The sequence below is a fragment of the Aphanothece hegewaldii CCALA 016 genome, assembly GCF_003007785.1.
Lineage (GTDB): Bacteria > Cyanobacteriota > Cyanobacteriia > Cyanobacteriales > Microcystaceae > Chroococcus > Chroococcus hegewaldii.
The window spans coordinates 16,840-31,829 of sequence record NZ_PXOH01000045.1 but is presented as its reverse complement, the minus strand read 5'-3'; the positions used below and the strand labels follow the sequence as shown (position 1 = coordinate 31,829).

Annotated in this window: 14 protein-coding genes and 1 pseudogene; 12 read left to right on the top strand and 3 right to left on the bottom strand. The window is 39.3% G+C overall.

Going from position 1 to position 14,990, the window contains the following annotated elements; genetic code table 11:
* Window positions 1-38: 38 nt before the first annotated feature.
* The 7 genes and pseudogenes from C7H19_RS22900 (at window position 39) to C7H19_RS25970 (ending at window position 4,361) form a co-directional block, all read left to right on the top strand.
* Complete coding sequence (locus C7H19_RS22900; protein WP_245927722.1) at window positions 39-224, top strand: YnfA family protein; 186 nt, start codon at window positions 39-41, stop codon at window positions 222-224.
* 71 nt (window positions 225-295) lie between these two features.
* Complete coding sequence (locus tag C7H19_RS22895) at window positions 296-1,204, top strand: alpha/beta fold hydrolase (protein WP_106459230.1); 909 nt, start codon at window positions 296-298, stop codon at window positions 1,202-1,204.
* Window positions 1,185-2,015, top strand: coding sequence for a DUF4351 domain-containing protein (locus C7H19_RS22890; protein WP_181280716.1), 831 nt, complete (start codon window positions 1,185-1,187; stop codon window positions 2,013-2,015). The genes C7H19_RS22895 and C7H19_RS22890 overlap by 20 nt, the downstream gene beginning before the upstream one ends.
* Before the next feature lie 7 nt (window positions 2,016-2,022).
* Window positions 2,023-2,469, top strand: coding sequence for a secondary thiamine-phosphate synthase enzyme YjbQ (locus tag C7H19_RS22885; RefSeq protein ID WP_106459229.1), 447 nt, complete (start codon window positions 2,023-2,025; stop codon window positions 2,467-2,469).
* Window positions 2,470-2,504: 35 nt separating this feature from the next.
* The gene (locus tag C7H19_RS22880; protein WP_106459228.1) at window positions 2,505-3,680 is read left to right on the top strand and encodes a M20 family metallopeptidase; all 1,176 of its coding nucleotides are present in this window, start codon (window positions 2,505-2,507) and stop codon (window positions 3,678-3,680) included.
* Between the two features lie 25 nt (window positions 3,681-3,705).
* Window positions 3,706-4,180: pseudogene (locus C7H19_RS22875) on the top strand (type II toxin-antitoxin system VapC family toxin).
* Window positions 4,181-4,184: 4 nt separating this feature from the next.
* A complete protein-coding gene (locus C7H19_RS25970; RefSeq protein ID WP_181280715.1) occupies window positions 4,185-4,361 on the top strand; it encodes a hypothetical protein in 177 nt (58 codons plus the stop codon).
* A 24-nt stretch (window positions 4,362-4,385) separates the two neighbouring features.
* Here the strand turns inward: C7H19_RS25970 and C7H19_RS22870 are convergent, their stop codons facing one another.
* Window positions 4,386-5,024, bottom strand: coding sequence for a Uma2 family endonuclease (locus C7H19_RS22870; protein WP_106459227.1), 639 nt, complete (start codon window positions 5,022-5,024; stop codon window positions 4,386-4,388).
* Window positions 5,025-5,055: 31 nt separating this feature from the next.
* On the opposite strand from C7H19_RS22870, the gene C7H19_RS22865 reads away from it, so the two are divergent.
* From C7H19_RS22865 to C7H19_RS22850, 3 genes are all read left to right on the top strand, one after another.
* Window positions 5,056-5,928: an ABC transporter permease gene (locus C7H19_RS22865; protein WP_106459226.1), complete on the top strand. Its 873-nt coding sequence runs from the start codon at window positions 5,056-5,058 to the stop codon at window positions 5,926-5,928.
* Window positions 5,929-6,221: 293 nt separating this feature from the next.
* The gene (locus C7H19_RS22855) at window positions 6,222-10,208 is read left to right on the top strand and encodes a magnesium chelatase subunit H (protein ID WP_106459224.1); all 3,987 of its coding nucleotides are present in this window, start codon (window positions 6,222-6,224) and stop codon (window positions 10,206-10,208) included.
* Window positions 10,209-10,227: 19 nt separating this feature from the next.
* Window positions 10,228-10,908 (top strand): transposase, encoded by a 681-nt coding sequence (locus C7H19_RS22850; RefSeq protein WP_245927720.1) that lies wholly within the window; start codon window positions 10,228-10,230, stop codon window positions 10,906-10,908.
* A gap of 43 nt (window positions 10,909-10,951) precedes the next feature.
* Here C7H19_RS22850 and C7H19_RS22845 read toward each other — a convergent pair whose 3' ends face one another.
* Window positions 10,952-11,422: a hypothetical protein gene (locus tag C7H19_RS22845; RefSeq protein ID WP_106459223.1), complete on the bottom strand. Its 471-nt coding sequence runs from the start codon at window positions 11,420-11,422 to the stop codon at window positions 10,952-10,954.
* 158 nt (window positions 11,423-11,580) lie between these two features.
* Here C7H19_RS22845 and C7H19_RS22840 point away from each other — a divergent pair, with 158 nt between their 5' ends.
* Together C7H19_RS22840 and C7H19_RS22830 are read left to right on the top strand one after the other, a co-directional pair.
* Entirely contained in the window at window positions 11,581-12,078 is a 498-nt protein-coding gene (locus tag C7H19_RS22840; protein ID WP_106459222.1) for a helix-turn-helix domain-containing protein, read from the top strand.
* 385 nt (window positions 12,079-12,463) lie between these two features.
* Entirely contained in the window at window positions 12,464-12,934 is a 471-nt protein-coding gene (locus tag C7H19_RS22830) for a hypothetical protein (RefSeq protein ID WP_106459221.1), read from the top strand.
* A 55-nt stretch (window positions 12,935-12,989) separates the two neighbouring features.
* On the opposite strand, the gene dxs is transcribed toward C7H19_RS22830, so the two are convergent.
* Window positions 12,990-14,900 carry a 1-deoxy-D-xylulose-5-phosphate synthase gene (gene dxs / locus C7H19_RS22825; RefSeq protein ID WP_106459220.1) on the bottom strand — a complete coding sequence of 637 codons (1,911 nt, stop codon included), beginning with the start codon at window positions 14,898-14,900 and terminating at the stop codon, window positions 12,990-12,992.
* Between the last annotated feature and the right edge of the window lie 90 nt (window positions 14,901-14,990).

Sequence of the window (14,990 nt, the reverse complement as noted above, 5' to 3'; positions counted from 1 at the left end):
AACTTTAGTGGAAGCTGTGGAAAACATTCTCAAATATTTTGGAGAAAAATATACAATTAATTTTACATAGCTACTTATATGCTGCTTATGGTGGAGTATTTGTAATTTTATCTTTACTTTGGGGTTGGAAAATTGACCGAATTCCACCAGATTTACCCGATATAATCGGTTGTTTTTTAGTTACTTTAGGTGTCGTAATTATGATGTATTATCCTAGAGGATAGATTGCAGATTTCCCAAAAACTCTACTAAAGTAAGAAAAGAAACGTTTAAAATAATCTTCCTTTTGCTTGTTATGACCATTTCTCCCATTGCGTCGGATATCTCACCTAAAACTTGGTTATGGAAAGGATATACAATTACTTATCAGCAAAAAGGGGAAAATGGCCCCGCAGTCATTTTAATACATGGTTTTGGTGCATCATGGGGACACTGGCGTAAAAATTTATCTGAATTAGGAAACAACTGTCGCTGTTATGCAATAGACTTAATAGGGTTTGGGGGTTCAGCAAAACCAACACCGAATCAAGATATTAGCTATACTTTTGAAACATGGGCGCAGCAAATCGCTGATTTTTGTCAAGAAGTTGTCGGAAAACCCGTCTTTTTGGTGGGAAATTCCATCGGATGTATCGTTGCAATGCAAATGGCTGTCGATTATCCTGAGTTAGTAACGGGAGTCGCCGCGCTTAACTGTTCTCTTCGATTATTGCACGAAAAAAAACGAGCTTCAATTCCTTGGTATCGGAATGTTGGTGCGTCTTTTGCTCAAAATATTCTAAAAAACCGTTTTATCGCTCAATATTTCTTTCAACAAATCGCACGACCTAAAACGATTAAAAAGATTCTCTCACAAGCTTATCGTAATACAGAAGCAATCACCGATGAATTAATTGATATAATATTAAAACCTGCTCAAGATTCGGGCGCAGTCGATGTATTCATCGCATTTACCGGCTATTCTCAAGGTCCCTTAGCCGAAGATTTATTACCCCTAATTTCTTGTCCGACTTATTTATTGTGGGGAACTGAAGACCCTTGGGAACCCATTGAATTAGGCAAAAAATTAGCAGATTATCCATCCGTCAAACAGTTTATACCACTAGAAGGATTAGGTCATTGCCCGCAAGATGAAGATCCTAAAAAAGTCAATGAAATTTTACAAAAGTTAATATTAGAAAATCATGATACTGCTAAAATATGATCCGCTTGCTAATTTACCAACGGCTGAGGATTTGCCCGACTCAGATGATAAACCAGTGGATAACGAATTACAGGATCTCGTTCCAGGTCTATTAAAGATTATTTTAGCCTCACTGTGGCGAGATCGCATGGATTGGTTTTTCGGCGTAGATATGGGAATATACTATGATCCGAATGAACCTGCGATCGTACCTGATGGTTTCTTGAGTATCGGTGTTCCTCGTATCAAGAGCGAAAATCTACGACTGAGTTATGTTTTATGGATAGAACAAAAACTACCCACTTTAGTTATTGAAGTTGTTTCCCACAAACGTCGTGGCGAATATTCCAAAAAGAAAGACTTCTACGCAGAAATGGGCGTATTGTATTATGTCGTCTATAACCCCCTCAGAAAAAGAAAACCTCGCTTAGAAGTCTATCGCTTAGAAAATGGACAATACACATTACTACCAGGTGAACCCGTTTGGTTACCAGATATTGGACTAGGAATAGGACGGAAAAGAGTCACTCACCAAGGTGTAAATCGAGAATGGCTACTTTGGTATGATATCAATGGTCAACCCTATCCCACCCCAGAAGAACAAGTAGAAATTAGTAGACAACAAGGACAACAACAAGGTAGACAAGAAGGAATACAACAAGGAAAACTTGAACTTATTTTGCGTCTGCTTCGTCTTAAGCTAGGTGAAATTAATATGATTCAAGAAGCGAGAATCAAACAACTAACAATTTCTCAGTTAGATGAATTAGGAATACAATTATTTAACTTTCTTGAGTTAAGTGATTTAGACCAATGGTTACAAAAATTATGATTAATCTATGAAAATCAATCATGAAATTATATATATTGATACAGAGCAAAGTATCGAAATTTATAATATTACTCCCAAAATACAGGAAAAATTAACGACAACAAAGATTCAAAATGGTCAAGTTTGTGTATTTTCGCGTCATACAACAACTGCGATCGCAATTAATGAATACGAAGAAAGACTTTTAGAAGATATTAAAACCTATCTCAGAAAACTAGCGCCTGATACTGACCAATATTTACATAATGACTTACATTTACGAATTGTTCCCCCAGATGAGCCGATGAATGCACATTCTCATTTAATGGCGATGACCCTCAGTACCAGTGAAGTAATCCCGATCGTTGATGGTAAACTAGCTCTAGGAACATGGCAATCTGTACTATTTGTCGAATTAGACGGACCTAGAACAAGATCTCTTTCTCTCCAGTTTTGGGGAGAAGAATTAGATTAAAATTTATGAATAGAATCACCAAAAAATAAAGATTCATGCTCTCCCAAATTAAAGATATCGCCGAAAACCTCGCCCCTAGACTGATTGAAATTCGTCGTCATATTCATGCTCATCCAGAACTAAGCGGACAAGAATATCAAACGGCGGCCTATGTAGCAGGTGTATTATCGTCCTGTGGTCTTCAGGTACAAGAAACCATCGGAAAAACGGGTGTTATGGGAGATTTAACGGGAAAAACACCCAGTCAAAACATTTTAGCGATCCGAACCGATATGGATGCGCTACCCATTCAAGAACGCACTAGCTTAGAGTTTGCCTCTCGTAAACCAGGAATTATGCACGCTTGCGGCCATGATGTCCATACAACAGTCGGGTTAGGAACAGCAATGGTTTTATCTCAGTTACCCGAACCATTGCCCGGAACCACACGATTTATATTCCAACCCGCCGAAGAAATAGCCCAAGGTGCGTCTTGGATGGTGCAAGATGGCGTGATGAGAGATGTAAATGCGATTTTTGGGGTTCATGTCTTTCCGTCGATTAAAGCGCGAAATATTGGCATCCGTTACGGCTCATTAACCGCAGCCGCAGACGATCTAGAAATTTATATTTATGGCGAGTCAGGACATGGCGCAAGACCACACGAGGCGATCGATGCTATTTGGATCGCGTCTCAGGTCGTAACCACACTACAACAAGCCATTAGTCGCACACAAAACCCACTCCGTCCCATTGTCTTAACCATTGGTCAAATTAGTGGAGGACGCGCCTCGAATGTGATCGCCGATCAAGTTTGGTTGTCAGGAACAGTGCGATCGCTTCACCCCGAAACTCATGCTAATTTACCTGAATGGATCGAAGGAATTGTCGCTAATATCTGTCAAGCTTATGGGGCAACCTATGAGGTTAAATATAGTCGCGGTGTTCCTGCGGTAATGAATGATCATAACTTAACTCAAATTTTAGAAGAAGCAGGTCGAGAAGCTTGGGGGAATGATCATATCGAAATTCTCAACGAACCCTCATTAGGGGCTGAAGATTTTTCAGTATATCTTCAACACGCCCCCGGTAGTATGTTTCGTTTAGGGGTAGGCTACTCAGATAAATATAATTTCCCCTTACATCATCCTGAATTTGAAGTCAATGAAGCAGCTATCGTCACAGGTGTTGTAACTTTAGCTTATGCGACTTATAAATATTGGAATCAGTGATCAGAAGATGTTTGAAGAATGATCTATGAGTGAAAGCGTCTATCTTGAAACCAGTGTTATTGGCTATCTGACTATTAGACCAAGTAACAACTTGATTCTTATGGCAAACTCTGAAATCACTCTTTAGATGGTGGGACACTCGCCGTAGTCAATTTACCCTATACATTTCACAGGTTGTATTAGAGGAAGCGGGGCAGGGTGATCCAGAAATAGCGAGAAAAAGGTTGGAAATTCTGCAAAATTTCTCTGTGCTTGAACTTAACGAAGCTATACAAGACTTAGGATTGCAATTTCTCACTAGAAGTAATCTTCCCGCCAAAGCTTCTGATGATGCTATTCACATTGCCGCAGCTACCGTTCATGAATTAGATTACTTGCTAACATGGAACTGTAAACATATTGCTAACGCTCAAATCCAAAGAAAACTTACTGAAATATGTTTGGATTTTGGATATAAATTACCGATTATTTGTACGCCTTATGAATTGATGGGAGAATAAATTTATGTGGGAAGATGAACTACTAGAAGAACTGCACAAAATACGAGAGAAACACGCTAAATCTTTTAACTACGATTTTAAAGCTATATTTGCTGATTGGCAGAAAAAACAAGCAACAAGTGGAAAGCAATTAATTTCCCTGCAAGATAAACAACAGTCTAACGAGGTAAAATCCTTGTAAATTGTGACTGGTTAGATGAAATAATCAAGCTTTTTTGGCTAACTTTCGTCTTAATTCTCGGATGGCTGTACTGGTATTAAGTTCATTTGCTCTGTGCAAACATTCCTCGATAATTTCTATAATATTTAGATTCGGGAAATAGCGGCTACTGGTTTTAAGTGTATATTCATTATTTTCTAAACCATAAATCAAAAGCCGATTTCTTTTAAAGATCCACGCTTCGGGAACTTGATAGGGTAAATAGTCGTTAACATCTGTGTAACTTGTCACATCGATTTCAATGATTAAATCAGGAGACGGATCTACACCCCAGTTAATACGAGCTTTTCCCGCAACAGCCGCCCAATTATCGATATAAAAACAATAATCAGGCTCAATTCCTCTAATTTCAGGTAAATCCATTGTAATCGGTGTAAAAGCTTCGTAATCTTGTTCAAGATGATCGAGAACAACCATAACAACTTGAGCTAGGATATGAGCTTGACGACCATGTATGGGTAGGGGTGACATTAATAAAATTTCTCCTGGACGATATTTTACACGAGGAATCGAGCGATCGCCTAATTGTTCTACAATAGCTTGATAATCTGCCCAAGTTCCAAGAAGTCTGACAACGGTTCCAGGTGGTAATTGTATTTTTTCGGGTGTAATAACAGCAAACATTTTAGAAATATCTCCTAATTATTTTTATTATATGACTACTTTTAAATTACCAATTAATCGTCTATCTCGTCCGAATCTAACAACTCAGTTAATGAGAATTGGCTTAGTAATTACAATTAGTTTTATTTTAATTGCTTTATTTGCTCCAATTTTACAAACTATTGGTATTTTAAAAGATCCCAGAGATTTATTAAGCTTTCCCATTCAAGAAGCCCCTAGTTTTAATCATTGGTTTGGCACAAATATTAGAGGATATGATGTCTTCTCTCGAACGCTATTCGGTACACAAGCCGCTTTACAAGTGGTTTTATTAGCAACATTGATTTCAATGTTAGTGGGAGTTCCTTTAGGGCTAATTAGTGGATATCAGGGAGGCAGAATAGATAGAATTTTACTATTTTTGATGGATACAATTTATACTTTGCCTGGATTATTATTATCGATCACCCTAGCATTTATTTTAGGTCGAGGGATTTTTAATGTTGCGATCGCTGTTAGTATTTCCTATATTCCGCAATATTTTCGCATTGTCCGTAATCAAACGGTTAGCGTCAAGAATGAGTTATTTGTTGAAGCTGCACAAGCATTAGGCGCAACACCATTTCGCGTTTTAACTAAATATCTTTTTTTTAATGTTATTCAAAGTGTTCCTGTTATTTTCACTCTCAATGCGGCCGATGCAATTTTAGTATTAGGTGGCTTAGGATTTTTAGGATTAGGTTTACCCGAAGAAATACCCGAATGGGGACACGATTTAAAAGAAGCATTAGCTGATTTATCGACAGGTATTTGGTGGACTACATTATATCCAGGTTTGGCATTAACGACGATGGTTGTCGGTTTATCTTTACTCGGCGAAGGTTTAAGCGAAGTATTTAATCGAGGTTTAAATACTAAAAGATAAAAACTAATCAACAAAATGTAGGGGTTTGGTCTCCAAACAATATATTTTCATACATATTATTTTAAATTTGTCAATATAAATAATATAAATTTTTATAAACAAATCATCAAGTAAACACTCAGAAAAATAGCAAATATTTGTAACAAAATATTTCACATTGTTTATCAAATTGTGTCGAATCAGCGAGTAAACGCTCAGTTGATGCACTTTTTCTGATACAAACACAGAAGAATCCTTTTTAGCAGTGATCACCCAATCAGCCGACTCAGCAAACTTAAGGAGAACCAGCATATATGTTCACTCACGTCAAGTCCACCATCCGCCACATTGTCCCCGACTCATTAAATGGCCGATCGCTTGTTAAGGTGGTCTATGTCGTGCTAGAACCTCAGTATCAGAGTGCGCTATCTACTGCCGTTAAAGCCATCAATGCCAATAACACCAATTTAGCCATTGAAATTAGCGGCTATCTCATTGAAGAATTGCGCGATCCTGAAAATTACAAGGACTTTCAAGAGGATGTCGCCGAAGCTAATATCTTCATCGCCTCACTCATTTTTATCGAAGACTTAGCCGATAAATTAGTCGCTGCTGTACAACCCCATCGAGATCATTTAGATGCAGTCGTCGTCTTTCCCTCAATGCCTCAAGTAATGCGCTTGAATAAACTCGGTAGCTTTTCGATGGCACAACTCGGACAGTCGAAAAGTGCGATCGCCCAGTTCATGAAAAAGCGCAAAGAGAACTCAGGTTCAGGGTTCCAAGACGCAATGTTAAAGCTATTGCGTACCCTTCCCCAAGTTTTAAAATATCTCCCCATTGAAAAAGCCCAAGATGCGCGAAACTTCATGCTGAGTTTTCAATATTGGTTAGGCGGTTCATCCGATAACCTGGAAAACTTCTTGCTGATGTTAGCCGATAAATATGTCTTTTCCGATAAAGATCAAAACGTCAGTTACAAAGAACCCGTCGTCTATCCTGATATGGGTATCTGGCATCCTTTGTCAATGAAAATGTTTGAGGATGTCAAAGAATATTTAGCTTGGTATAACACCCGTACCGATATACCAGATGATCTTAAAGATCCTCTTGCGCCCTGTATTGGAATCATTCTACAACGGACTCACCTTGTTACAGGTGATGATGCTCACTATGTAGCGATCGTACAAGAATTCGAGGCAATGGGGGCGCGGGTACTTCCTGTTTTTGCCGGTGGGTTAGACTTTTCTAAACCCGTTGATGCTTATTTCCTAGATCGTAGTGTCAAAGGAGTCGAAGCAGTTCCTATTGTTGATGCAGCCGTCTCTCTAACAGGTTTCGCCCTCGTTGGTGGCCCTGCTCGTCAAGACCATCCCAAAGCGATAGAATCATTAAAACGCCTCAACCGTCCTTATATGTGTGCCTTACCGCTTGTCTTCCAAACTACCCAAGAATGGGAAGAAAGCGAACTCGGTTTACATCCGATCCAAGTGGCTTTACAAATTGCCATTCCTGAATTAGACGGCGCAATTGAGCCTATTATTTTATCAGGGCGTGACGGTACAACAGGAAAAGCGATCGCACTACAAGATCGCATCGAAGCCATTACCCAACGGGCATTAAAATGGGCAAATCTTCGCAAAAAACCGAAATTACAGAAAAAAGTCGCCATTACCGTCTTCAGTTTCCCTCCCGATAAAGGAAATGTCGGAACTGCGGCTTATTTAGATGTTTTCGGGTCGATCTACGAAGTGATGAGAGCATTACAAGGTAATGGCTATGATGTGCAAGAATTACCCGACTCGCCTAAAGCATTAATGGAAGCTGTGATACATGATGCCCAAGCACAGTATCATAGTCCAGAGCTAAACATTGCATATCGGATGTCCGTTGAACAATATGAACGTTTAACCCCTTATTCAGAACGTTTAGAGGAAAATTGGGGCAAACCACCAGGACATCTCAATAGTGATGGACAAAACCTACTAATCTATGGTAAGCAATTTGGTAACGTCTTCATTGGGGTACAACCGACTTTTGGTTATGAAGGCGATCCGATGCGGTTATTGTTCTCGCGTTCTGCTAGTCCCCATCATGGTTTTGCGGCATTCTATACTTATCTCAACCAAATTTGGCACGCCGATGCTGTACTACATTTTGGTACACATGGTTCCTTAGAATTTATGCCAGGAAAACAGATGGGAATGTCTGGCGAATGTTACCCCGATAACCTCATTGGTAATATTCCAAACCTCTATTACTACGCAGCCAATAACCCATCCGAAGCAACGATCGCCAAACGCCGTAGTTATGCGTCAACTATTTCCTATCTGACTCCTCCTGCGGAAAATGCAGGTTTATACAAAGGGTTACAGGAATTAAGTGAGTTAATAGGTTCCTATCAAACTCTCAAAGATAGCGGGCGTGGTATCCAAATTGTTGATACGATTATGGATAAATGTCGCCTCGTCAATTTAGATAAAGATATTGAACTTCCCGAAACGAATTCGGCTAACTTAAGTGCCGATGAACGAGATCAGATAGTAGGTTTAGTCTATCGAAAACTGATGGAAATTGAGTCGCGTTTACTTCCCTGTGGACTCCATGTCATCGGTAAACCCCCAACCGCAGAAGAAGCGATCGCAACCTTAGTCAATATCGCCAGCTTAGATCGAGAAGAAGAAGAAATTATCTCTTTACCTCGGATCATTGCCAATAGTATCGGACGAGATATCGAACAAGTTTACCAAAATAGCGATCGGGGAATTCTAGAAGACGTTGAACTCCTACAAAATATCACTCTAGCAACTCGCGCAGCCGTCTCAGCCTTAGTCAAAGCGCAAATAGACGCAGATGGTAGAGTTTCGATGATTTCTAAACTCAATTTCTTCAATATCGGAAAAAAAGCACCTTGGCTCGAAGCATTACACCAACTCGGTTACAATAAAGTCGATCAAGAGGCATTAAAACCCCTCTTTGAGTATCTCGAATTCTGCTTAGAACAAGTTTGCGCCGATAATGAATTAGGCGGTTTACTCAAAGCATTAGAAGGCGAATACGTCTTACCTGGGCCTGGTGGTGATCCCATTCGCAACCCCGGTGTACTCCCAACGGGTAAAAACATCCACGCTTTAGATCCCCAGTCGATCCCAACGATGGCCGCCGTTAAATCAGCTAAAATCGTCGTAGATCGCTTATTAGATCGCCAAAAATTCGATAATGGTGGACAGTATCCAGAAACGATCGCCTGTGTCCTTTGGGGAACCGATAATATTAAAACCTATGGGGAGTCACTCGCACAGATCATGTGGATGGTGGGTGCAAAACCCGTACCCGATGCGTTAGGACGTGTCAATAAATTAGAACTCATTCCCCTAGAAGAACTCGGAAGACCCCGTATTGACGTGGTTGTGAACTGTTCAGGTGTATTCCGCGATCTGTTTATTAACCAGATGAACTTATTAGATCAAGCGGTGAAAATGGCAGCCGAAGCCAACGAACCCATCGAAATGAATTTCGTTCGCAAACACGCCTTAGAACAAGCGCAAGAAATGGGTTTGAGTGTTCGTCAAGCAGCTACCCGCGTCTTCTCGAATGCTTCAGGTTCATATTCTTCTAACATCAACCTCGCCGTAGAGAATAGTAGCTGGGAAGAAGAAAAAGAATTACAGGATATGTATCTTAACCGTAAAGGGTTCGCTTTCGACTCCGATAACCCAGGGGTGATGAAAGATAACCGTAAACTCTTTGAAGCATCTCTCAAAACGGCTGAAGTTACCTTCCAAAACCTTGATTCTTCTGAGATTAGTTTAACCGACGTTTCCCACTATTTCGACTCCGACCCGACCAAAGTAGTCGCCAGTTTACGGGATGATGGTAAAAAACCCACTGCTTTTATAGCAGATACCACCACCGCGAACGCACAAGTCAGAACCTTATCAGAAACCGTTCGTTTAGATGCGCGTACCAAATTATTAAACCCCAAATGGTACGAAGGGATGCTGAGTCATGGTTACGAAGGAGTCAGAGAACTATCGAAGCGTCTAGTCAATACGATGGGATGGAGTGCAACCGCCGATGCTGTCGATAACTGGGTGTATGAAGACGTGAATACTACATTCATTGAAGATGAGGAAATGTGTAAACGTCTGATGAATTTGAACCCCAACTCATTCCGCAAAATGGTCGGTACTCTGCTTGAAGTCAATGGACGCGGTTACTGGGAAACCTCACCAGAAAACCTCGAACGTTTACAGGAATTGTATCAGGAGGTTGAAGATCGCATCGAAGGAATTGAGTAATACCCTGTAGAGACGCGCCATGGCGCGTCTCTACGATAACGATATATCGCGTCTCTACCAAATATCTAGTTTGACGTTATTCTTATCAGAATTTTGGGAATCATATAGAACAAACGGTCTATTATTCCCAATTATTATGACCTTATACAAAGGAAAATATCGTATCGAATCAACTAGATTAAAAAATTATGATTATGCAGCTAACGGTTGGTATTTTGTAACGATTTGTACAGGCAATCATTTATGTTACTTTGGTGATATCGTTCAGGGTAAGATGCAATTATCTGCGCTCGGTCAAATTGCACAACAATTTTGGGTAGAAATTCCAGAACATTTTAATAATACCTTTATTGATGCCTATGTGATCATGCCCAATCATGTTCATGGTATCGTTGTAATTGATCACCCCGTAGAGACGCGCCATGGCGCGTCTCTACAATCATCACAGAATCACAACGATCAATCTAATCAATTTTCTCCTTTAAAAAAAGGTTCATTATCAATAATTATTAATGCTTACAAATCGTCCGTTACTCGTTGGTGTCGCAAAAATGGCTATGATTATTTTGCTTGGCAACCTCGATTTTATGATCACATTATTCGTGACAATGATTCATTAGAAAGAATTAGAGATTATATTCATAATAATCCTGTTAAATGGGAAGAAGATAAAGATAATATAAGCAATTTATGGATGTAAAACAAGAATTGAAGTGTAGAGACTGAAGCATCTAAGCAGTTGTTTACGGCTGACAAATCCAAAAACCATTAGTTGTAAATAATCTGCCTCGCAGTTGTCCTCCCCAACAAGTATCCCATTTTACATCGCCTGCTGGTTTAGCTTGTCCACGAGAAACTTCCCAATAGTATCCCCTATTGTTAACAACATTACCAAAATAAAAAGTTCCGCTATCAGCTATGTCAGAACTAGCGCACAACCAAAAACCATTAGGCTGAAAATCTTTTCCTAATAAAATTGTATTTTCTGGACAAGTATCCCATCTTGCATTTCCAGCATTACTATCACCTTGAGTGCCAGAAAGCCTGTGCAAAAAGCCTTTATTATTACGAACTATACCAACATAAATAGTATTTTTTGCAGAATTAGATTGAGCATAGACAGTTGGCAATGTTATAGTTTCACTGGTAATTGCTAAAACTACCAAGGAAAAAAAAGTAGTTACTTTCCCAAGCATTGTTGTAGAGTTAATCATTTAATAACCTATTTTTTACAATTTTCCGTTAAAAAACTAATAAATCAGCATATTTGTCAGACGGATAAGGTCGGATAATGACGGTAGTTTTGTTAAGAATGTTGACGAAAAGCGGAATGTAGCGGATAATGACGGATGAAAAATATTAATAGCAAAATATGGATGTACAAGCAATCATTACATATTTAGATGAATTAGTTTTTAAACAAACAGGTAAGCATTTAGACAGTTTGCAAGTCGCCATTCTCAAAGGTGTTTTTAACGGACAAAAATATACAGATATTGCAAAAGATTATAATTGCACCGCAGGTCATACAAAAGACGAAGCTTATGTACTTTGGGATATGTTATCTAAAGTATTGGGAGAAGACTTAAATAAATCTAATTTACGTGCAATAGTTGAGAGAGTAATAGCAACTAATTCAAATCTTTTAGGAAATTTTGTACAAGTCGGTAGTATTAACCTCTGCTCAAACCCTTTGATAGAAGAAACTGATATACTTGTTCCCGATGAGAAAAATACAATCAGTATAAAATCTGTTCAAAAGATTGCTAAACTTCAAGCAGTACCACGATTGATTAAATTAGGACTAACGCTAGAACAAATTGCCGAAGCATTAGATTTATCGCTTGATGAAGTACAACAAGCAATGTAATTATGACTATCTCAGTCAAACGACTTTAGGAAACTAAAAATATACCTGAGCAAAAAATAGATACCTCTGATATTCCAGAGTTAGACGAGAATAAACTGGGAAAACCGACCACGAAGAAAAACGATCGCTGTTTAAGTTAATTTTTGTATAATTTTCTTGACATAAGAAAAATAAGATTTTATGCAATCACACTAGATATGGTGTTAGATGCAAGTGAGTTAATAAGTTTAAATCCTTGAATTTGTCTTATTTTTCCTTAATAAATCATTACTTTAATTCCTCTACATATAGTTTTAAACATTTTAATTTTTTGTTTTGGATTTAATCTCTAAAATCTTAAAAACTCTTATATGATGGGAGTTATAGACTGCTATATCGAATAAATATGTTATTAAAAATACTAGAAAAATTAGGGCGAAAACGCATTATATTTGATCGGGATGGGCGACAAACATACATGGAGCGCTACTATTTATTATTCAAAGACAAACTATCGGAAGACGAATCATCAAAAGCAATACCTTTTAATTTGATGCTACATAAAATCTGCTTGAGCGATCCTGATGATTTACATGATCATCCTTGGTGGTACGCTACACTGATTTTAAAAGGTGGTTATTGGGAAATTACGCCAGAAGGGAAATACTGGCGAGGTACAGGACATTTTAGAATGCGCCCTCCTCATTCTTTACACCGCTTAGAAGTTCCTGAAAATTCTCAAGGTTCTTGGAGTTTATTTCTTCGCGGGCCAAAACTGAAAAACTGGGGTTTTGTTAAACAAGGTAAATGGATCGAGCATCGCAATTATTTAGAACAAAGGCATAAAAACTTACAATTAACGGTGACAAAAAAATGATAAATAAAAAATCGCCCATCGGCTAAACCTAGAGCGATCGCATTACAATCTAAATCTAACTAATCACGGCAGCTTGTTTAGAAGCGAAAAACGCCTTTAAAACCTGCTCTGAAATTTGGGAACTGGTTAAACCCAGATCAGCATAAGATTGATTAGGTTCCGCGTGTTCAACCAAAAGATCTGGAATACCAAAGCGTTTGACTGGAACAAGAATATTATGATCGAGTAAAGCTTCAGCAACAGCAGAACCAAAACCACCCATTAGACAACCCTCTTCTAGAGTGACAACCTTACCAATGCGCTCGGCTAAAGGTAAAATCAGATCTGTATCTAAAGGTTTAACAAAGCGAGCATTAACAACAGTCGCTTCAACGCCATGCTCTTTAAGGATTTCGGCTACCTGTAAGGCGGTATTAACCATTGTTCCATAACCCAGTAATAGAACATCATCCCCATTACGGAGAATTTCTGCTTTACCGATAGGTAGGGGTTCCCAACCTTCTTCCATTAAAGGAACACCGAAACCATTACCACGAGGATAACGCATAGCGATCGGGCCATCGGTATAATCGATCCCCGTCACGAGCATTCGTTGTAATTCGGCTTCGTCTTTCGGTGCCATTACCACTATATTTGGGATACAGCGCAAGTAAGCAATATCATACATCCCTTGGTGAGTCGGGCCATCTGATCCAACAATACCTGCTCTATCTAAACAGAAGAAAACAGGAAGCTTTTGAATACAGACATCGTGGATCACCTGATCGTAAGCGCGTTGTAGAAAAGTCGAGTAAATCGCTACAACAGGGCGCATTCCTTCGCAAGCTAAACCAGCCGCTAAAGTAACCCCGTGTTGTTCGGCAATTCCAACATCTATATACTGTTTCGGTAACTTAGTCTGTAACTTATCGAGTCCCGTTCCCGTTGCCATTGCCGCCGTAATCCCGATAATTTTTGGGTTATTTTCGGCGAGTTTTGTCAAAGTATGGCCAAAAACTTTCGCATAACCTGGGGGTTTAGGTTTACTCGGTGGAATGGGTTTACCCGTTGCCAGATTAAAGGGCGTTTGGGCATGATAACCGACTTGATCTTTTTCCGCCAGTTCATAGCCTTTACCTTTTACAGTAGAAACATGAACGAAAACTGGGCCAGTAACTTTATGCGCTTGTTTAAAAGTATCGATTAATTCTTGTAAATTATGACCATCAATCGGCCCAAAATATTTGAATCCTAACTCTTCGATCACTGCCCCCACTTTCGGAACAGCTAGACGCTTCATTCCTTCTTTTAAACGTTCCATTTCGGGCGTAAAAGAATCGCCAAAGAAAGGAAGATGCTTAAATTGTTCTTCCAAGTTACCTGAAAGAAACTGAATCGGATCACTTAGGCGTAGTTTATTAAGATAACGAGAAATCGCTCCAACATTGGGAGAAATCGACATCTCATTATCATTTAACACCACCATTACGTTAGTATTCGGTAGGTGTCCCGCGTGGTTAATCGCTTCTAAAGCCATTCCACCCGTTAAAGCACCATCGCCGATAATCGCTACAACCTTGTAATCTTCCCCTTTGGCATCTCTCGCTAAAGCCATTCCCAACGCGGCGGAAATGCTCGTTGAAGCGTGTCCAGCTCCAAAATGGTCAAATTTGCTCTCACACCGCTTAAGATAGCCTGCAATCCCGTCTTTTTGCCGTAAGGTAGAAAAATTATTGTAGCGACCCGTCAGCATTTTATGAGGATAAGCTTGATGTCCTACATCCCAGGTGACTTTATCCCGGTCTAAGTCTAATGTTTGATAAAGAGCAATGGTTAATTCAACTACCCCTAAACCTGGGCCAAGATGTCCCCCAGTTGCTGCAATGGTTTGTAAATGTTTTTCTCGAATCTGACGGGCAACATCTTCGAGTTGACGGATCGACAAACCATGCAACTGATTAGGATGAGTAAGTTCACTTAGGTGCATAAGATTTACAAAACAATTATTAGATCCCTAAAACATAATTTATCGGATTTATGTCCTTTAATTAGATTTAGAGAACGAGTTGTTACATTT